Origin of the sequence: Streptomyces sp. NPDC050508, assembly GCF_040655155.1 — a bacterium.
In the GTDB taxonomy this organism is placed as follows: domain Bacteria; phylum Actinomycetota; class Actinomycetes; order Streptomycetales; family Streptomycetaceae; genus Streptomyces.
Window position 1 is genome coordinate 317,729 of the sequence record NZ_JBFAJJ010000012.1, and the last position, 16,724, is coordinate 334,452.

Annotated in this window: 20 protein-coding genes; 5 read left to right on the forward strand and 15 right to left on the reverse strand. The window is 70.9% G+C overall.

Annotation, left to right across the window (positions count from 1 at the left end; genetic code table 11):
- Window positions 1-109 precede the first annotated feature (109 nt).
- The 5 genes from AB0I69_RS31905 to hisI form a co-directional block, all read right to left on the reverse strand.
- A complete protein-coding gene (locus AB0I69_RS31905) occupies window positions 110-565 on the reverse strand; it encodes a DUF2752 domain-containing protein (protein ID WP_363099198.1) in 456 nt (151 codons plus the stop codon).
- 106 nt (window positions 566-671) lie between these two features.
- Window positions 672-920, reverse strand: a complete 249-nt coding sequence (locus AB0I69_RS31910) for an HGxxPAAW family protein (RefSeq protein ID WP_033284522.1) — start codon at window positions 918-920, stop codon at window positions 672-674.
- Window positions 921-1,123: 203 nt separating this feature from the next.
- A complete protein-coding gene (locus AB0I69_RS31915) occupies window positions 1,124-1,765 on the reverse strand; it encodes a TIGR02234 family membrane protein (protein WP_363099199.1) in 642 nt (213 codons plus the stop codon).
- Window positions 1,766-1,817: 52 nt separating this feature from the next.
- Window positions 1,818-3,296, reverse strand: coding sequence for an anthranilate synthase component I (locus tag AB0I69_RS31920; RefSeq protein WP_363099200.1), 1,479 nt, complete (start codon window positions 3,294-3,296; stop codon window positions 1,818-1,820).
- An 11-nt stretch (window positions 3,297-3,307) separates the two neighbouring features.
- Complete coding sequence (gene hisI, locus AB0I69_RS31925; protein WP_363099201.1) at window positions 3,308-3,718, reverse strand: phosphoribosyl-AMP cyclohydrolase; 411 nt, start codon at window positions 3,716-3,718, stop codon at window positions 3,308-3,310.
- Between the two features lie 82 nt (window positions 3,719-3,800).
- Between hisI and AB0I69_RS31930 the strand changes: the two genes are divergently transcribed.
- Entirely contained in the window at window positions 3,801-4,436 is a 636-nt protein-coding gene (locus tag AB0I69_RS31930; RefSeq protein WP_363099202.1) for a TIGR03085 family metal-binding protein, read from the forward strand.
- Between the two features lie 24 nt (window positions 4,437-4,460).
- Here the strand turns inward: AB0I69_RS31930 and AB0I69_RS31935 are convergent, their stop codons facing one another.
- The 10 genes from AB0I69_RS31935 to hisD all read right to left on the reverse strand — a co-directional run bounded on the left by AB0I69_RS31935 (window position 4,461) and on the right by hisD (window position 12,175).
- Window positions 4,461-5,711 (reverse strand): MFS transporter, encoded by a 1,251-nt coding sequence (locus AB0I69_RS31935; protein WP_363099203.1) that lies wholly within the window; start codon window positions 5,709-5,711, stop codon window positions 4,461-4,463.
- A gap of 14 nt (window positions 5,712-5,725) precedes the next feature.
- On the reverse strand, window positions 5,726-6,316 hold the full coding sequence (locus AB0I69_RS31940) for a helix-turn-helix domain-containing protein (RefSeq protein WP_363099204.1): 591 nt from the start codon (window positions 6,314-6,316) through the stop codon (window positions 5,726-5,728).
- A 136-nt stretch (window positions 6,317-6,452) separates the two neighbouring features.
- Window positions 6,453-7,208: an imidazole glycerol phosphate synthase subunit HisF gene (hisF, locus tag AB0I69_RS31945; RefSeq protein ID WP_363099205.1), complete on the reverse strand. Its 756-nt coding sequence runs from the start codon at window positions 7,206-7,208 to the stop codon at window positions 6,453-6,455.
- Window positions 7,205-7,615: a RidA family protein gene (locus AB0I69_RS31950; RefSeq protein ID WP_363099206.1), complete on the reverse strand. Its 411-nt coding sequence runs from the start codon at window positions 7,613-7,615 to the stop codon at window positions 7,205-7,207. The genes hisF and AB0I69_RS31950 overlap by 4 nt, the downstream gene beginning before the upstream one ends.
- Window positions 7,612-8,340: a bifunctional 1-(5-phosphoribosyl)-5-((5-phosphoribosylamino)methylideneamino)imidazole-4-carboxamide isomerase/phosphoribosylanthranilate isomerase PriA gene (gene priA / locus AB0I69_RS31955; RefSeq protein ID WP_328683917.1), complete on the reverse strand. Its 729-nt coding sequence runs from the start codon at window positions 8,338-8,340 to the stop codon at window positions 7,612-7,614. Before priA ends, AB0I69_RS31950 begins: the two co-directional genes overlap by 4 nt.
- The gene (hisH, locus tag AB0I69_RS31960; protein WP_363099207.1) at window positions 8,340-8,996 is read right to left on the reverse strand and encodes an imidazole glycerol phosphate synthase subunit HisH; all 657 of its coding nucleotides are present in this window, start codon (window positions 8,994-8,996) and stop codon (window positions 8,340-8,342) included. The genes priA and hisH overlap by 1 nt, the downstream gene beginning before the upstream one ends.
- The gene (locus tag AB0I69_RS31965; RefSeq protein WP_200811998.1) at window positions 8,987-9,151 is read right to left on the reverse strand and encodes a hypothetical protein; all 165 of its coding nucleotides are present in this window, start codon (window positions 9,149-9,151) and stop codon (window positions 8,987-8,989) included. The genes hisH and AB0I69_RS31965 overlap by 10 nt, the downstream gene beginning before the upstream one ends.
- Window positions 9,148-9,741 carry an imidazoleglycerol-phosphate dehydratase HisB gene (gene hisB / locus AB0I69_RS31970; RefSeq protein ID WP_043675308.1) on the reverse strand — a complete coding sequence of 198 codons (594 nt, stop codon included), beginning with the start codon at window positions 9,739-9,741 and terminating at the stop codon, window positions 9,148-9,150. The genes AB0I69_RS31965 and hisB overlap by 4 nt, the downstream gene beginning before the upstream one ends.
- On the reverse strand, window positions 9,738-10,856 hold the full coding sequence (locus AB0I69_RS31975; RefSeq protein WP_363099208.1) for a histidinol-phosphate transaminase: 1,119 nt from the start codon (window positions 10,854-10,856) through the stop codon (window positions 9,738-9,740). Before AB0I69_RS31975 ends, hisB begins: the two co-directional genes overlap by 4 nt.
- The gene (hisD, locus tag AB0I69_RS31980) at window positions 10,853-12,175 is read right to left on the reverse strand and encodes a histidinol dehydrogenase (RefSeq protein WP_363099209.1); all 1,323 of its coding nucleotides are present in this window, start codon (window positions 12,173-12,175) and stop codon (window positions 10,853-10,855) included. Before hisD ends, AB0I69_RS31975 begins: the two co-directional genes overlap by 4 nt.
- Window positions 12,176-12,346: 171 nt before the next feature.
- Between hisD and AB0I69_RS31985 the strand changes: the two genes are divergently transcribed.
- The 4 genes from AB0I69_RS31985 to ybaK all read left to right on the forward strand — a co-directional run bounded on the left by AB0I69_RS31985 (window position 12,347) and on the right by ybaK (window position 16,477).
- Complete coding sequence (locus AB0I69_RS31985; protein WP_363099210.1) at window positions 12,347-13,924, forward strand: oxidoreductase; 1,578 nt, start codon at window positions 12,347-12,349, stop codon at window positions 13,922-13,924.
- Between the two features lie 139 nt (window positions 13,925-14,063).
- Complete coding sequence (locus AB0I69_RS31990) at window positions 14,064-15,197, forward strand: hypothetical protein (protein ID WP_363099211.1); 1,134 nt, start codon at window positions 14,064-14,066, stop codon at window positions 15,195-15,197.
- A gap of 11 nt (window positions 15,198-15,208) precedes the next feature.
- The gene (locus AB0I69_RS31995; protein ID WP_363099212.1) at window positions 15,209-15,952 is read left to right on the forward strand and encodes an LON peptidase substrate-binding domain-containing protein; all 744 of its coding nucleotides are present in this window, start codon (window positions 15,209-15,211) and stop codon (window positions 15,950-15,952) included.
- Between the two features lie 15 nt (window positions 15,953-15,967).
- Window positions 15,968-16,477 (forward strand): Cys-tRNA(Pro) deacylase, encoded by a 510-nt coding sequence (gene ybaK / locus AB0I69_RS32000; protein ID WP_363099213.1) that lies wholly within the window; start codon window positions 15,968-15,970, stop codon window positions 16,475-16,477.
- Window positions 16,478-16,724 lie beyond the last annotated feature (247 nt).

Consider the following 16,724-nt stretch of genomic DNA (forward strand, 5'->3'; position numbering starts at 1 on the left):
GGACGGTGGAAAAGCCATGGTCACATCTAGCGTCGATGGTATCCGGAGGAAGGCGTAGCCCTCGCATCCGGTTGACGCCGGTCCCACTACCTGGACATCCGTCGGTTGATCAAGGATGTAGCCAGCCACCGAACGGCAGGTTCCGGACAACCGTGAAGACCAGCACCAACGCGCCCAGACTCCACAGCTGGACCCTGCCGAGTTCGATCCGCGCGGGCCGGCCGCGTGCCGCACGGACCACCCAGACGGTCCATACGACCGTGAAGGCCAGATAGCCCACTACGGCGATCGCGTTGTCCTGGAGTGCGGCGAGGAAGTCGCCGTGGATGAACTCGTGCGCGCTGCGCAGGCCGCCGCAGCCGGGGCAGTACAGGCCGGTGAGGCGGTACAGGGGGCAGACGGGGTAGTGGCCGGGCTGGTTCGGGTCGACCGTGCCGACGTAGGCGAAGGCTCCGGCGACGGTCGCGAGGACGGCCGCGGGCACGGCGACGCGGTTCAGTACGGAGGCGGAACCGGGGGCGCGTGTCTTCGGCACGCTCTGGCTGTCGGCGTTCACGTCTCGCATTGTGCCCCCTGGCCCTTTCGTGCGGCACGCGCGCGTGAGGGGCGGTTCCTGGTGCTCCCGGGACCGCCCCTCCACGAAGTGGTGGCTGACAGCTACTGCCTACGGCTCAGCTGTCGGCGTGCGCCGTCTTGCCGAGCAGCTCGGTCAGGTCCTGGGGACGGTCCTTGGGCATGCCCATTCCCATCGCGCTCATGACCCAGCCGACGATGCCGCCGACGACCGTGATCCCCATTCCGGCCCAGAAGCCGGCCGGCTGCGCCATCACCATGAAGGCGCCCGCGACCAGGAAACCGATGAAGATGATGGTGGTACCGGTCCAGGCGGCCAAAGTGTGACCGTGGCTGTTGCCCGCCATGACGTGCTCCTCGTTGCTGTGTACGTGTGTGAGCAGACGCTCACGCTGCATTCTTCCGCACGCACACGGAAGCGCTGCTTCGGGGTGGCCCCGCGCGCGGCGCGGCAGCGCCCCAAAGGGGCGCGGGGAACTGCGCGACCAGCCACGACGGCGCCGCAGTCGATCGACGACCCGGCGCATCGCCTGCTCTCCCAACGGAGTGCTTACGCGCCGGTGGGGTCCTCACCGCGGTCCAGGGCCTTCCAGATGTCCTCGGGACGGTCAGGGTCCACCACAGGAGTCCGCCGGGGGCGAGGCGTGCCATTGCGCTCGTAGCGGCCCGACATCGCGGGCCACCGGCGGCCGTAGAGCAGGGCGAGCAGGCCGGCCAGCAGGATCAGGCCGCCGCCCACCGCGGCGACGTACGGCCAGGCCGTGTGTTCGAAGGCGTGCACGACGGACGAGGTGTCGCCGGAGGCCTGCGCGGCCTTGTCGTCGAGCGCGGAGCTGTCGGAGGCGCCCAGCAGGGCGGCGACGACGATGCCCGCGCCGGAGAGCGCGAGGAGGGCGGAGACCGCGAAGCGGCCCGTCCTGCGGACGGCGAACACGGCGACGAGCGCGGCGAGGCCCACTATGGCGAGCGCCGCGGGCACACCCGTGACGTCGCTGCCCCTGGCGGTCAGCGGGAACGGGTCACCGGCCACCGTCGCCGTCCCCTCCGACCAGCGCTGACGGGTGGCCAGCAGCGCCACGGCCGCGCCGAGCGCACCGCTCATCAGCGCTACGGCGAGGCTGCGGCGGCCGGCGCGCGCGGGGCCTTCGCCTTCGGAACGGGGGTGTGGAACAGCAGCAGTCACGTAGTCCACTATCGCTCGAACCCCGGGCGAACCGTCACCCGGGGTTCATATGACCCTCGTCCTATTGCCCGAGCCGGTTCGCCGTGTGCACCGCGCGGAGCACCGCCGCCGCCTTGTTACGGCACTCCTGGTCCTCCAGCTCCGGGTCCGAGTCGGCGACGATGCCGGCGCCCGCCTGGACGTAGGCCGTGCCGTCGCGGAGCAGGGCCGTACGGATGGCGATGGCGGTGTCGGAGTCGCCGGCGAAGTCGAGGTAGCCGACGCAGCCGCCGTACAACCCCCTTCTGGACGGCTCCAGTTCGTCGATGATCTGCATCGCGCGGGGCTTGGGCGCGCCGGAGAGGGTGCCGGCCGGGAAGCAGGCGGTGAGGACGTCGAAGGCGGTGCGGCCGGGTGCGACGCGGCCGGTGACCGTGGAGACGATGTGCATCACGTGCGAGTACCGCTCGACGGACATGAAGTCGACGACCTCGACCGAGCCGGGCTCGCAGACGCGTCCCAAATCGTTACGGCCGAGGTCGACCAGCATGAGGTGCTCGGCGCGCTCCTTGGGGTCGGCGAGCAGTTCGTCGGCGAGGGCCTGGTCCTCCTGCGGGGTGGCCCCGCGGTGCCGGGTACCAGCGATGGGGTGGACCATCGCGCGGCCGTCCTCGACCTTGACGAGGGCCTCGGGAGACGAGCCCACCACGTCGAAGCCGTCGAAGCGGAACAGGTACATGTAGGGGGACGGATTGGTCGCCCTCAGCACCCGGTAGACATCCAACGCGCTTGCCGTGCACGGTGTTTCGAAGCGCTGGGACGGGACGACCTGGAAGGCCTCGCCCGCGCGGATGCGCTCCTTGATGTCCTCCACGGCCACCTTGAAGTCGGGGCCGCCCCAGAGCGCGGTGTACTCGGGGAGTTCGGAGGGCGGAAGCTGGGCGGGCGGCTGGGCGACCGCGCGGGAGAGGTCCGCCTCCATGGCGTCGAGGCGGGCGATGGCGTCCGCGTACGCCTCGTCGACGCCGGTGTCGAGGTCGTTGTGGTTGATCGCGTTGGCGATCAACAGGACCGAGCCCTCCCAGTGGTCCATCACGGCGAGGTCGCTGGTGAGGAGCATGGTCAGCTCGGGAAGCTTGAGGTCGTCGCGCTCGCCCGGGCCGATCTTCTCCAGGCGGCGGACGATGTCGTAGCCGAGATAGCCGACCATGCCGCCGGTGAAGGGCGGCAGGCCCTCCTGGTGCGGAGTGTGCAGGGTCTCGATGGTGGCGCGCAGGGCGGCGAGGGGGTCGCCGTCGGCCGGGACGCCGACGGGCGGGGTGCCGAGCCAGTGGGCCTGGCCGTCGCGGGCGGTGAGGGTGGCGGCGCTGCGGACGCCGACGAACGAATAGCGGGACCAGGAGCGGCCGTTCTCCGCGGACTCCAGGAGGAAGGTGCCGGGGCGCTCCGCGGCGAGCTTGCGGTAGAGCGCGACCGGGGTGTCGCCGTCGGCGAGGAGCTTGCGGGTGACCGGAATGACGCGACGGTCGGTGGCCAGCTTGCGGAACGTCTCAAGGTCCATGGCGGCTGACCCTACTGATCCGAGGCGGCGGTGCTGGAATCAGCGCCGTCCTTGAGGAGACCGTCTTTGAGGAGCACGTCGGCGTCGAAGCACGTGCGGGCGCCGGTGTGGCAGGCCGCGCCGATCTGGTCGACCTTCACGAGGACCGTGTCGGCGTCGCAGTCCAGGGCGACCGACTTGACGTGCTGGAAGTGGCCGGAGGTGTCACCCTTCACCCAGTACTCCCGGCGGCTGCGGGACCAGTAGGTGCAGCGGCCGGTCGTCAACGTCCGATGCAGCGCCTCGTCGTCCATCCAGCCGAGCATGAGCACCTCACCGGTGTCGTACTGCTGGGCGATGGCGGGGACGAGCCCGTCGGCGCTCCGCTTGAGGCGGGCGGCGATCTCGGGATCGAGGCTGCTGGACTGGGGCGCGCTGGTCATGGGGCCATTGTGCCGCGCCCCACTGACAGTCCTGGCCGGGCGTCCACTGTGCGGACCCTCCGCGCGGTCGTAGGCTGACGGTATGTCGACCTTCGCCAAGCGTGAACGACTTCTTCTCGCCGATCTCCTGGAGACCGCGGGCCCGGACGCCCCGACTCTCTGCGAGGGGTGGCAGACCCGTGACCTCGCCGCGCACGTGGTGGTGCGCGAGCGCCGCGCGGACGCCGCCGGCGGCATCATGATCAAGCAGCTCGCGCCCCGTCTGGAGCGGGTGATGACGGAGTTCGCGGCGAAGCCGTACGAGGAGCTGATCCAGCTCATCCGTACGGGCCCGCCGCGCTTCTCGCCGTTCCAGCTCAAGCAGCTCGACGAGGCGTCCAACACGGTCGAGTTCTACGTCCACACGGAGGACGTACGGCGTGCGCAGGAGGACTGGACGCCACGTGAACTGGATCCGGTGTTCCAGGACGCCCTGTGGTCGCGCCTTGAGCGCATGGCCCGGCTGATGGGCCGCACCGCGCCGACCGGCCTGGTGCTGCGCCGCCCCGACGGCCAGACGGCGGTCGCGCACAAGGGCGCACCGGTGGTGACGGTCACCGGCGAGCCCTCGGAGCTGCTGATGTTCGCCCACGGCCGCCAGAGCGTGGCCAAGGTGGAACTGGACGGCGACGAGAACGCGATCGCCAAGCTCCAGGAGGCCAAGCAGCTGGGGATCTGAGCCCGCAGTTGTGAACAGGCCGGGTCAGTCGGGCAGTTCGGCGCGCCGCAGGTCCCGGACGCCCAACGCGATGACCCCGCCCAGCCCGCAGACCACCGCGCTGAACACGAACACCGGGCCCGTGCCCCACGCGCCGATCGCCGCGGCCGACAGCGGCATGCTCAGCGGGGCGAAGCCGAGGCTGGCCAGGCTGGAGACGGCTGTGACACGGCCGAGGTAGGCGGGGTTGGACTGGGTCTGGAGCAGGGCCACACAGACGGCGCCGCTGAGCCCGGCGAGCAGCCCGATGAGCAGGGCGATGCCTACCGCTGCGAGGACACTCGGGACGTAGGCCAGGGCGCCTATCGCGACGGACCCGGCGATGATCGAGTAACCGGCGACCCGCCCGGCGTACGGCAGTTGCCCCCGCACGGTCAGCGTCATCGAGGCGATCCCCGCGCCGACCCCGAACCCGGCGAGCACCCACCCCATCCCGGACGCCCCCCACCCCCGCTCGTCGGCGAGCAGGGTCAGCCCCACGTTGAGCGGACCGACGAACCCCAGGTCACCGAGGGCGATGGCCAGCATCAGAGGGGCGAGAACACGATGACGGCGGATGTAGCGGAGCCCGGCAGCCAGGTCGCGCCACGCGGTGGTTATGCCGACGGCGGCCGTGTCGTCCGGCGGCAGCTCCCGAACCCGTACGGAGATCAGCAGCGGTACCGACACCGCGATCAGCAGCCCGGCCACCCCGAACGCGGCCACCGCGCCGCCGAACGCCACGGCGAGACCGCCGACCGGAGCTCCGAAGATCACGGCGAACCGGTACGCGAGGCCCCGCATGCCCTGCACCCTGGCGAGCTGGCCCTTGCCGGTGATGCGTGCGGGCAACGCGCCCACGGCGGGCACGAAGACGGCGTCCACGATGCCGAAGACCAGGGCGAGCGCGGCGAGCGGCCAGAGCCCCGGACCGGTGAGGAACAGCAGCGCCGCCACCGCGAGCACGGCCGCGCAACGCACCGCGTCACTGCCGATGACGACCCGGCGCGGACCGAAGCGGTCGGCGATCACTCCCCCGCCCAGCATCAGCACCGCGCGCGGCAGCGCGCTGACCGTCATCACCAGGCCGGCCTGCGCCGGGGAACCGGCCTGAACGGCCGCCCAGGACAGGGCTACGTAGTAGACACCGTCGCCCGCCATCGACGCCGCGTAGGCGCCGAGCCAGCGGAGGACGTTGGGGTCGCGGTGCGCCGGGAGTGCGGGGGCCTCGGGCGTGGCTATGCGCGTGGCGGGCACGGGAGTTCGTCCTCTCAGGGCCGGAAGGGGAAGGAGTACGTGTGCACCGCGACCGTCTCGCGGCCCTCGGTGTCACCTGCGGCTTCGGCGGCCCGGCCCTGTTCGTCGTAGCGGCGGACGAGGGCGAGCATCTCCGCGGTCAGCCGGGCCAGTTCGGCGGCGGTGAGCCGTACCGTCGCCTCCGAGGACTCGGCCGCCGCGTTCCACTCCTCGCCCCAGTAGGCCCGTTCGTCGAGGTAGTTCCGGTACATGTCGGCGCGCTGCTCGAAGAAGAGCCGGCTGGCCGCGGTGTGTGCGGCGGCCTTCTCGGGGGCGTCGCGGAAGTCCTCGTGGCGGATGCTCAGGCCGTCGGAGGCGGGCTCCCACCAGCGCTCCCGGCTGTCGGTGCTGCGCGCCTCGGCCTCCTGGATCAGGCCGTACTGGGCGAGCTTGCGCAGGTGGTAGCTGACCAGCGAGACGGCCTCGTCGACCTGCTCCGCGAGCTGCGAGGCGGTCGCCGCCTGCGCAATCGTCAGCCCTCGCATCAGGCGCATCCGCAGCGGGTGGGCCAACGCCTTCAGCGTCCCCAGGTCCGTGATGCGGCGGTCCCGCTCCTTGTCGTTCATGACCCCACCGTAGATACGAAAGAAAAGTTGCGCAATATATTTTGCGCAACTTTTCTTTCGCATCCCCCCACAAGTAAGCCCCGACCGCCAGGCAGCCGGGGCTTACAACGCCTCTACGGAAGGCACCGAACCGAAGTCACCTCACGGGGTGACCCGCCTCCCGCAACGCCTGCTTCACCTCGCCGATCCGCAGATCCCCGAAGTGAAAGACGGAAGCCGCCAGCACGGCATCCGCCCCCGCGGCCACCGCCGGCGGAAAGTCCGCGAGCTTGCCCGCGCCCCCGGAGGCGATGACCGGGACGGTCACGTGCTTGCGCACCGCCGCGATCATCTCCAGGTCGTAGCCGTCCTTCGTGCCGTCCGCGTCCATCGAGTTGAGCAGGATCTCCCCCGCCCCCAACTCGGCCGCCCGGTGCGCCCATTCGACCGCGTCGATGCCGGTGCCCTTGCGACCGCCGTGGGTGGTCACCTCGAAGGAGCCCGACTCCGTACGGCGCGCGTCCACCGACAGCACCAGCACCTGCCGCCCGAACCGCTCGGCGATCTCCCGGATCAGGTCGGGCCGTGCGATGGCCGCCGTGTTGACGCCGACCTTGTCCGCGCCCGCTCGCAGCAGCTTGTCCACGTCCTCGGCCGTGCGGACGCCGCCGCCGACCGTGAGCGGGATGAAGACCTGCTCGGCGGTGCGGCGGACCACGTCGTACGTCGTCTCGCGGTTGCCGGAGGACGCGGTGATGTCCAGGAAGGTCAACTCGTCGGCGCCTTCGGCGTCGTAGACCTTGGCCATCTCGACGGGGTCGCCCGCGTCGCGCAGGTTCTGGAAGTTGACGCCCTTGACGACCCGGCCGTTGTCCACGTCCAGGCAGGGGATGACTCGTACCGCCAGCGTCATGCGGAACCTCCGCCCTCGGCACCCGAGCGGTACGCCTCCACCTCGACCTCGACGACCAGGCTCGGGTCGACGAAGCCGGACACGATGATCATGGACGCGGCGGGCCGGATCGCGTCGAACAGCTCCTTGTGTGCGCGGCCCACATCGTCCACATCCCGGGCGTGGGTGATGTACATACGGGTGCGCACCACATCGGCGGGGCCGAGACCCAGCTGCTCCAGCGCCGCGAACGCGACGTTGAACGCGTTGACCGTCTGCTCGTAGGGACCGCCCCCGGCGATCTCGCCGTCCACTATCGACGTGCACCCGGAGACCAGCACCAGGCCGTTCGGCAGCTCCACCGCGCGGGAGTAGCCGAAGGCGTCCTCCCAGGGCGCGCCGGTCGACACGCGTCGTAGCTCGGTCACCGGGCCACCGCCTCCAAGGCCTCTTCCAGAGTGAACGCCTTCGCGTACAGGGCTTTCCCGACGATGGAGCCCTCGACACCGAGGGGTACCAGCTCGGAGATCGCGCGGAGGTCGTCCAGCGACGACACGCCGCCGGAGGCCACGACCGGGCGGTCGGTCGCCGCGCAGACGTTGCGCAGCAGCTCCAGGTTGGGGCCCTGGAGGGTGCCGTCCTTGGCGATGTCGGTGACCACGTACCGGGCGCAGCCCTCGGAGTTGAGGCGGTCCAGCGTCTCGTAGAGGTCGCCGCCGTCGCGGGTCCAGCCGCGTCCGCGCAGGGTCGTGCCGCGTACGTCGAGGCCGACCGCGATCTTGTCGCCGTGCTCGGCGATGACCTTGGCGACCCACTCCGGGGTCTCCAGCGCGGCGGTGCCGAGGTTCACCCGGGTGCAGCCGGTGGCGAGGGCGGCGGCGAGGGTGTCGTCGTCGCGGATGCCGCCGGACAGCTCGACCTTGATGTCCATGGCGCCGGCGACCTCGGCGATGAGCTTGCGGTTGTCGCCGGTGCCGAACGCGGCGTCCAGGTCGACGAGGTGCAGCCACTCGGCGCCGGAGCTCTGCCAGGCGAGGGCGGCTTCGAGGGGGGAGCCGTAGGAGGTCTCGGTCCCGGACTCGCCGTGGACGAGGCGGACGGCCTGGCCGTCGCGGACGTCGACGGCGGGGAGGAGTTCGAGCTTCGAAGGCATCAGAGGGTTCCGATCCAGTTGTTCAACAGCTGCGCTCCGGCGTCGCCGGACTTCTCGGGGTGGAACTGCGTGGCCCACAGGGCGCCGTTCTCCACGGCGGCCACGAAGGGCTTGCCGTGCGTCGTCCAGCTCACCAGGGGGGCACGCATCGCCGGGTTCACGACTTCCAGGGACCAGTCGTGGACGGCGTAGGAGTGCACGAAGTAGAAGCGCGCGTCCGCGTCGAGGCCCGCGAAGAGCTGCGAGCCCGCCGGGGTGTCCACGGTGTTCCAGCCCATGTGGGGCACGATCTCGGCCTGTAGCGGCTCGACCGAACCGGGCCACTCGTCCAGGCCCTCGGTCTCGACGCCGTGCTCGATGCCGCGCGCGAACAGGATCTGCATGCCGACGCAGATGCCCATCACCGGGCGCCCGCCCGCCAGCCGACGCCCGACGATCCAGTCGCCGCGCGCCTCCTTGAGGCCCTGCATGCAGGCGGCGAAGGCACCGACACCCGGCACCAGCAGCCCGTCCGCGTTCATGGCCTTGTCGTAGTCACGCGTTATCTCGACCTCGGCACCGGTGCGCGCGAGGGCACGCTCGGCGGAACGGACGTTCCCGAAGCCGTAGTCGAAAACGACGACCTTCTTAGAGGCATTCGCTGCGCTCAATTCCACACCTCCAGCCTCATCACACCCGCGACCAGGCACATCGCGGCGGCGATGGAGATCAGCACGATGAGCTGGCGCGGCATCTTCTGCTTGACGAAGGAGTAGACCCCGCCGAGGAGGAAGAGCCCGACGACGATGAGGAGGCTCGACAGGCTGGTCACAGCGCGCCCTTCGTGGAGGGGAGGATGCCGGCCGCGCGCGGGTCACGCTCGGAGGCGTAGCGCAGCGCGCGGGCCAGCGCCTTGAACTGGCACTCCACGATGTGGTGTGCGTTGCGCCCATAGGGCACGTGCACATGAAGCGCGATCTGGGCCTGGGCGACGAAGGACTCCAGGATGTGCCGGGTCATCGTGGTGTCGTACTCGCCGATCATCGGCGCCATGTTCTCGGGCTCGGTGTGCACGAGGTAGGGGCGGCCGGACAGGTCGACGGTGACCTGGGCGAGGGACTCGTCCAGCGGGACCGTGCAGTTCCCGAATCGATAAATACCCACCTTGTCGCCGAGCGCCTGCTTGAAGGCGGCGCCGAGGGCGAGGGCGGTGTCCTCGATGGTGTGGTGCGAGTCGATGTGCAGGTCGCCCTCGGTCTTCACGGTGAGGTCGAACAGACCGTGCCGGCCGAGCTGGTCGAGCATGTGGTCGTAGAAGCCGACCCCTGTCGACACGTCGACCTTGCCGTGGCCGTCGAGATCGATCTCGACGAGGACCGAGGTCTCCTTCGTCGTCCGCTCCACCCGTCCTACGCGGTTCATGTGCTCTGCTCCTTCATCAACTCACGGACCGCGTCGAGGAACGCGTCGTTCTCTTCGGGGGTTCCGGCGGAGACCCGCAGCCACCCCGGGATGCCGTTGTCCCGGACCAGGACGCCCCGGTCGAGGATCTTCTGCCAGGCCGCGTGCGAGCCTCCCTCGCCGAGGAAGCGCCCGAACTGCACGAAGTTCGCGTCGGACTCGACGACTTCGTAGCCGATGGCCCGCAACTCGCCCACCAGCCGGTCCCGTTCGGACTTCAGCTGCTCCACGTACCCCAGCAGCGTGTCGGTGTGCTCCAGGGCGGCCAGCGCGGTCGCCTGGGTGACGGCCGACAAGTGGTAGGGCAGCCGTACGAGTTGGACGGCGTCGACGACGGCCGGGTGGGCGGCGAGATAGCCGAGGCGGAGCCCCGCCGCCCCGAAGGCCTTCGACATCGTCCGCGAAACGACGAGATTCGGCCGACCTTCGAGCAGCGGCAGCAGCGAGTCGCCGTGGCTGAACTCGATGTACGCCTCGTCGACGATCACCATCGACGGCTTGGCGGCCTGCGCGGCCTCGTACAGCGCGAGGACCGTCTCGGGCGGAACCGCGTTGCCCGTGGGGTTGTTGGGGGTCGTGATGAACACGACGTCGGGCTTGTTCTCGGCGATCCAGCGCTCGGCGGCGGCGAGATCGATCGTGAAGTCCTCGTTGCGCGGACCGGAGATCCAACCGGTCCCCGTGCCGCGCGCGATGAGCGCGTGCATCGAGTACGACGGCTCGAAGCCGATCGCGGTACGGCCGGGCCCGCCGAAGGTCTGGAGCAGTTGCTGGATGACCTCGTTGGAGCCGTTGGCCGCCCATACGTTCTCGACGCCGACGCGGTAACCGCCGGTCTTCGTCAGGTAGTTGGCCAGCTCGGTGCGCAGCTCGACCGCGTCCCGGTCGGGGTAGCGGTTGAGGTCACGGGCAGCTTCACGAACCCGCTCGGTGATCCGCTCGACCAGCGCCTCGGGCAGCGGGTAGGGGTTCTCGTTGGTGTTCAGCCGTACGGGGACGTCCAACTGGGGCGCGCCGTAGGGGGACTTGCCGCGCAGCTCGTCCCGTACGGGAAGATCGTCGATTCCGAAGCTCACTTGCCGGGCACCTTCCAACCGAACCTTGCCTTGACCGCCGCGCCGTGCGCGGGCAGATCCTCCGCCTCCGCCAGCGTCACCACGTGATGCGCTACGTCGGCGAGGGCGTCGCGGGTGTAGTCGACGATGTGGATGCCCCGGAGGAAGGACTGCACGGACAGGCCGGAGGAGTGGCAGGCGCAACCCCCGGTCGGCAGCACGTGGTTGGAGCCGGCCGCGTAGTCGCCGAGGGAGACGGGCGCCCAGGGTCCGACGAAGATCGCGCCCGCGTTGCGAACCCGGTCGGCGACCGCAGCGGCATCCGCGGTCTGGATCTCCAAGTGCTCGGCGCCGTACGCGTCCACGACGCGCAGGCCCTCGTCGATGCCGTCGACCAGGACGATCGCGGACTGCTTGCCGGCCAGCGCCGGGGCGATCCGATCCTCGATGTGCTTGGTGGCCGCGACCTGCGGTTCGAGTTCCTTCTCGACCGCGTCCGCGAGCGTCACGGAGTCCGTGACCAGGACGGCCGCGGCGAGCGGGTCGTGCTCGGCCTGGCTGATCAGGTCGGCGGCGACGTGCACCGGGTCGGCGCTGTCGTCGGCGAGGACCGCGATCTCGGTGGGACCGGCCTCGGTGTCGATGCCGATCTTGCCGGTGAAGTAGCGCTTGGCGGCGGCGACCCAGATGTTGCCGGGCCCGGTGACCATGTTGGCGGGCGCGCAGGACTCGGTGCCGTAGGCGAACATCGCGACGGCCTGGGCGCCGCCGACGGCGTAGACCTCGTCGACGCCGAGCAGCGCGCAGGCGGCGAGGATCGTCGGGTGCGGAAGCCCGTCGAACTCGGCCTGCGGCGGGGAGGCGAGCGCGACGGACTCGACGCCCGCCTCCTGCGCGGGCACCACGTTCATGATCACGGACGACGGATAGACGGACCGCCCGCCCGGGGCGTACAGCCCCACCCGATCCACCGGCACCCACTTCTCGGTGACCGTGCCGCCGGGCACGACCTGGGTGGTGTGCGTCGTACGGCGCTGCTCGCGGTGGACGAGCCGGGCGCGCCGGATGGACTCCTCCAGGGCCGCGCGCACCGCCGGGTCGAGCTGCTCCAGCGCCTCGCTGATCGCCCGGGCCGGGACCCGCACCTGCTCCAGGCGTACGCCGTCGAACTTCTCGGCGAAGTCGATCAGCGCCGCGTCGCCCCGATGATGCACGGCCTCGCAGATCGGACGCACCTTCTCCAGGGCGGCCGAGACGTCGAAGTCGGCTCGGGGCAGCAGGTCGCGCAGGGCGGGCCCGTCAGGGAGGGCGTCGCCGCGCAGATCGATTCGGGAGATCACGGGAGCAATTCTCGCAGACGACGATCGCGCGCTGCTCGCGCATATCAATGGCTGATACAGAACGTGGCCGGAACCTGGAAGATCCCCTTCACGTCTAGTGTTCCGGGCGTCACGGAGCGGGCATGAACAGCTGTGCGAAACCCGTGAGTAAGTGAGAGGGATGAAAGAGCAGTGACCGAGGGTGCCGGCATCCGCGCGGGGGATGTGCCGGACGATGCGACCGCCGCCGAGGCCGGTATGTGGCAGGCCTTCCGCAACGGCAGCGTGTACGACCTGAGCAGCGGCGACACCGTCGTCGACGATCCGCACGGCGGACATCCATGGGGCCCGGAACGGACCGTACGGGCACGGTTCGTGTGCTGGCTGCTCCTCGACGGCCCGCCCGCGTTGTCCGGCCGGGTGGCCTCCCTGAAACTCACCGGCGTGCAGATCAGCGGCGTCCTGGACCTGGCGGGCGGCACCGTCGCGCCGTACGTCGAGCTGAAGGGCTGCCGCTTCGAGCGGGAGGTGCTGCTGCCGGAGGCCCACTTCCAGACCGTACGGCTGGTGGACTGCTCGGTGCCGCGCCTGGAGGCGGCCCGCGTGCACACGGAGGGTGACCTGCATCTGCCGCGCTGCCGCTTCCACAACGGCGTACGGCTGACCGACGCGCACATCGGTACCGATCTGCTGCTCAACCAGGCGATCGTCTACCGGGACCGCACCGGGCGTTCGATCGCCGCCGACGGCATGACCGTAGGGCAGGATCTGCAGGCCGAACTCCTCGAATCGCACGGCGAGTTGAGCCTGCGCAGCGCGAAGGTCGGCGTCTCGCTGAGTCTGCGCGGTGCCCGGCTGGCCAACCCGTACACCCGACTCGCCCTGAACGCGCCCCAGTTGACAGTGGGCCGCACCCTGTACCTGACCCCGGCCGGTGTCGGCGGCCCCTGGCTGAGCGGCACAACTCCCGCGCGCGGGACCCGCATCCAGCGTTTCTCGTGCCAGGGCGGGGTGCGCCTGGACGACGGGCGGTTCGGGGACGCCGTGGACCTGGAGCGGGCCCGGTTCACGTTCACGGACGACCAGGAGCTGTCGCTGCTGCGCGTGCAGACACCCGAGTTGCGCTTCCTCGGGGAGAAGCCGCAGCGCGGCAAGGTGGTGCTGTCGGGGGCGCGGGTCGTCAACCTGATCGACGGGGCGGGCAGTTGGCCGGGTCCCGGCAACCTCCACATGGGCGGCTTCGTGTACGAGAACCTCGTACCGCAGGGCCCGTTCCCGCTGGACGCCCGGCTCGACTGGGTGGCCGCGGCGACCGCCGAGTACGCCCCGGAGCCGTACGAGCGGCTCGCGACCGTGCTGCGCAACGCCGGTGAGGACGAGGACGCGCGCGAGGTGCTGCTCGCCAAGCAGCGCCGGCGCCGGGAGAGCCTGCCGGTCGCGGCCAAGGTGTGGGGGGTCGTGCAGGACTGGACGGTCGCCTACGGGTACCGGCCGGGCCGGGCCGCCGTGTGGATGGCGGTGCTGTGGGCGGCCAGCTCGCTGGCCTTCGCGCATGCCGACCACGCACCGGTGAACGCGAGCGGGCACCCGCCGTGGAGCCCCGCTCTGTTCGCCCTGGATCTGCTGCTGCCGGTGATCGACCTGGGGCAGGTGGGCCAGTGGCAGCTGCACGGCGGCTGGCAGTGGCTGTCCGTGGCGCTGATCCTGCTGGGCTGGATCCTTGCGACGACGGTGGCGGCGGGCGCCACACGGCTGCTCAGGCGCGGATAGGAGCCCCTCCGGAAGCTCGCGCCCACAGCACTCGAACAGATGAGCAACAGTCACCTTTTGCCGGGGCTTGACCGAAGTGCGTACAACTTTCAGCCGGGTACCCAATCGGTCTGGCGCACTCCGGATCCGCGGTCTTTCAATGGTCGACACCATGGCTCTGCTGCGCGCGTTCATCCGTACCGCCCGGATGGCAAGGAACACCTCGCGGCTCGCCGCCGGGCTGCCGGCCGACGACGAGGTCCTTCTCGACGCGCCCGACGACCGGCTCGGTCCCGCGCTGGTCGCGGCCGGGCGCGGCGAGTACGGGCCCGCCGCCGAGCTGCTGGCCACCACGCGCGTGTCCGCCGAGTGGGAGGACCGCGACCGCCACACACGCCGGCTCGCCGCGTTCGCCCGCTGCCGCCCCGAGTGGCTGGACGACTGGTGCGTGGCCGCCCCGCAGAACCCGGACGCGCTCCTCCTCACGGCCCAGCTGGCGATGGACCGCGGCTGGGAGTCGCCGGCCCGCGCCGAACTGCTCCGCGAGCTGAGCCCGCTGATCACGGCGGCGGCCGAGGCCGAGCCGCGCGACCCGGTGCCGTGGCGCATCGCCCTGGACCGGGCGCGGGGCACGAACGCGGGGCACGCCGAGTTCGAGCGGCTGTGGGGCGAGGCGGTCCGCCGTTCCCCGCACCACTACGGCTGCCATGTGGCCGCCCTCCAGTACGTGTCCGCGCCCTGCTGCGCCCAGTGGGGGAACACGCCCCACACCGCCCGGTGCTCGCACCGCGAGGGCTTCGACTTCGCCGAGCCGGCCGCGCAGGACGCCCTGCCCGGCTCACTCGTCGAGGCGCTGCCGGTGCGCGCGGCCTTCGCCTGTCTGACCGACGGCTGCGGCGCGACCGTCCCCCGCGCCCGGCTGGACGCGGCGGCCGACCTGGCCATCGCCCTCTCGGCCACGTACGCGGCGGCGGACCCGTGGCCCGCCGAGGTCCGCAACCTCCTCACCTACGTCCTCATCCGCCTGGAACGCTGGACGGACGCGCTGGACCAGCTCCGCCTGATCGGCCCGTACGCCACGTCGTTCCCCTGGGACCGGATCTCCGACGACCCGCTGGGCCAGTTCCTCGAAGTCCGGGACGGCGTACGGATAGCGGTGGCCGCGGAACTGCCGCTGGGCAGCCCGATTCCGCCCGGTCTCGCGGCAATCCCCCGGCAGCCGTGGGCCTTCGAGGACGCACCCGGGTATCCACGGAGTGAGCACGACGGACGTGCCCGCTCCGGCGACCATTAGGCTTTTGCGCCGTGACCACCGTCCGGCTGCCCCTCTTCCCCCTGAACTCGGTTCTGTTCCCGGGGCTCGTGCTTCCTCTGAACATTTTCGAGGAGCGCTATCGCGCCATGATGCGCGAACTGCTCAAGACCCCTGAGGAGGAATCGCGCCGATTCGCCGTCGTGGCCATCCGCGACGGCCACGAGGTGGCATCGACCGCCCCGGGCATGCCCGACCAGACGGCCGTGCCCGAACGCGGCCCCGCCGCCGGCTTCGGCCCCGACCCGCTCAAGTCCTTCCACTCGGTGGGCTGCGTGGCCGACGCGGCCACGATCCGCGAGCGCGCCGACGGCAGCTTCGAGGTGCTGGCGACGGGCACGACCCGCATGCGACTGCTCTCCGTGGACGCCTCGGGCCCGTTCCTGACGGCCGAGCTGGAGGAGCTGCCCGAGGAGAAGGGCGACGAGGCGGGCGCGCTTGCCGAAGGCGTGCTACGCGCGTTCCGCCAGTACCAGAAGCGCCTGGCGGGCGCCCGCGAACGCACCCTGTCGACGGGCGAGGCCGAACTCCCCGACGAACCGGCGGTCGTCTCCTACCTGGTCGCCGCGGCGATGATGCTGGACACGGCAACCAAACAACGCCTGCTCCAGGCCCCCGACACCGCCTCCCGCCTGCGCGACGAACTGAAACTCCTCCGCTCCGAGACAGCCATCATCCGCAACCTGCCGTCGCTACCTGCGTCGGACCTGACACGCGGCCCGACAAGCCTGAACTGAGGCCGGAGTCCCCCGATGGCGAAGAAGCCGAAACAGCAGAAGCAGCAACAGTCGGGCGGCACTCCCGCGACCGTGGCCCTGACGGCCGCGGGAGTGCCGTACGAGATCCACGCCTACGACCACGACCCCGCCCACCCCTCCTACGGCGAGGAGGCGGCCGAGGCCATGGGCGTCTCCCCGGACCGCGTCTTCAAAACCCTGGTGGCGGACGTGGACGGCGCCCTGACAGTGGCCGTCGTCCCGGTAGCGGGCCAACTGGACCTGAAAGCCCTGGCCGCGGCACTGGGCGGCAAACGCGCGACGATGGCCGACCCGACCCTCGCCGAACGCACCACGGGCTACGTCCGCGGCGGCATCTCCCCCCTGGGCCAGCGCAAGAAACTCCGCACAGTCCTGGACGACTCGGCCTCCGCCCACCCCACGATCTGTGTCTCGGCGGGCCGCCGCGGCCTGGAGGTCGAACTCTCCCCCAAGGACCTGACAAACCTCACGGAAGCGGTGCTGGCCCCCATCGGCCGTGCGTGACCCCTCGACGACGGTCCCGTCCTCGGTTAAGCACAAGGGACATGTCGAAGAAAACCCGGAAACGAAAGTGGCGCATCAAGAAGGGCCGCTCGAACCACGGCCACCGACCCGCGTAGGTATTACGTGACTTCTCATCACCGGCCGGCACCATCCAGCCCGTCCGGCGTTTGAGGACGAGGCCGTTCAGGCCGAAGCGGGGGTCTGGGGGCGGCAGCCCCCAGGGATGGGACGGGTAGGGGCGGCGGGG

Excerpts from the sequence above, each read along its gene's own strand:
- ybaK (WP_363099213.1), top strand. The coding sequence starts at position 15,968 with ATGGCGAAGAAGCCGAAACAGCAGAAGCAGCAACAGTCGGGCGGCACT.
- AB0I69_RS31920 (WP_363099200.1), bottom strand. The coding sequence starts at position 3,296 with ATGGACCTTGAGACGTTCCGCAAGCTGGCCACCGACCGTCGCGTCATT.
- priA (WP_328683917.1), bottom strand. The coding sequence starts at position 8,340 with ATGCCTTCGAAGCTCGAACTCCTCCCCGCCGTCGACGTCCGCGACGGC.
- AB0I69_RS31910 (WP_033284522.1), bottom strand. The coding sequence starts at position 920 with ATGGCGGGCAACAGCCACGGTCACACTTTGGCCGCCTGGACCGGTACC.
- hisF (WP_363099205.1), bottom strand. The coding sequence starts at position 7,208 with ATGACGCTGGCGGTACGAGTCATCCCCTGCCTGGACGTGGACAACGGC.
- hisB (WP_043675308.1), bottom strand. The coding sequence starts at position 9,741 with ATGAACCGCGTAGGACGGGTGGAGCGGACGACGAAGGAGACCTCGGTC.
- AB0I69_RS31905 (WP_363099198.1), bottom strand. The coding sequence starts at position 565 with ATGCGAGACGTGAACGCCGACAGCCAGAGCGTGCCGAAGACACGCGCC.
- hisI (WP_363099201.1), bottom strand. The coding sequence starts at position 3,718 with ATGACCAGCGCGCCCCAGTCCAGCAGCCTCGATCCCGAGATCGCCGCC.
- AB0I69_RS31990 (WP_363099211.1), top strand. The coding sequence starts at position 14,064 with ATGGTCGACACCATGGCTCTGCTGCGCGCGTTCATCCGTACCGCCCGG.
- AB0I69_RS31940 (WP_363099204.1), bottom strand. The coding sequence starts at position 6,316 with ATGAACGACAAGGAGCGGGACCGCCGCATCACGGACCTGGGGACGCTG.
- AB0I69_RS31930 (WP_363099202.1), top strand. The coding sequence starts at position 3,801 with ATGTCGACCTTCGCCAAGCGTGAACGACTTCTTCTCGCCGATCTCCTG.